At 49.4% G+C, this 553-nt stretch carries 1 protein-coding gene; it reads left to right on the top strand.

Annotated elements, in window-relative coordinates; genetic code table 11:
- On the top strand, positions 1 to 553 hold a 553-nt coding region (gene aqpZ, locus R8O11_RS30405), incomplete at both ends, for an aquaporin Z (RefSeq protein ID WP_318195287.1).

The following is a 553-nucleotide window of genomic DNA, read 5'->3' as shown; positions in this document are numbered from 1 at the left end:
GCTAGTATTGGGCGGCTGCGGCAGCGCAGTGTTGGCTGCAGGTTTTCCAGATGTTGGTATTGGTCTGCTGGGTGTCGCTCTGGCCTTTGGTTTAACCGTTTTAACCATGGCATTTGCAATCGGTCATATTTCAGGTTGCCATTTGAACCCTGCAGTGACGGTTGGCCTTTGGGCTGGCGGTCGTTTTGATACAAAAGACGTTGCGCCTTACATCATCGCACAAGTGATCGGCGGGCTGATCGCTGGTGGTATTCTTTATGTCATCGCGACAGGACAAGCTGGATTTGATGTTGTTGGTTCTGGCTTTGCCGCCAACGGTTATGGTGAACACTCACCAGGTCAGTACTCAATGCTTGCTGCGTTAGTTTCTGAAATCGTGATGACGATGATGTTCCTTATCGTTATCATGGGGGCGACAGACAAACGTGCACCTCAAGGTTTTGCGCCTATTGCAATTGGTTTGTGTCTGACTCTTATTCACCTGATCAGCATTCCTGTGACTAATACCTCAGTAAACCCAGCTCGTAGTGCAGCAGTCGCAATGTATGTAGGT

The sequence above is a fragment of the Vibrio sp. 1288 genome (assembly GCF_033344475.1).
The sequence above is the reverse complement of the archived record's forward strand: the minus strand, read 5'-3'. Positions and strand labels throughout refer to the sequence as shown.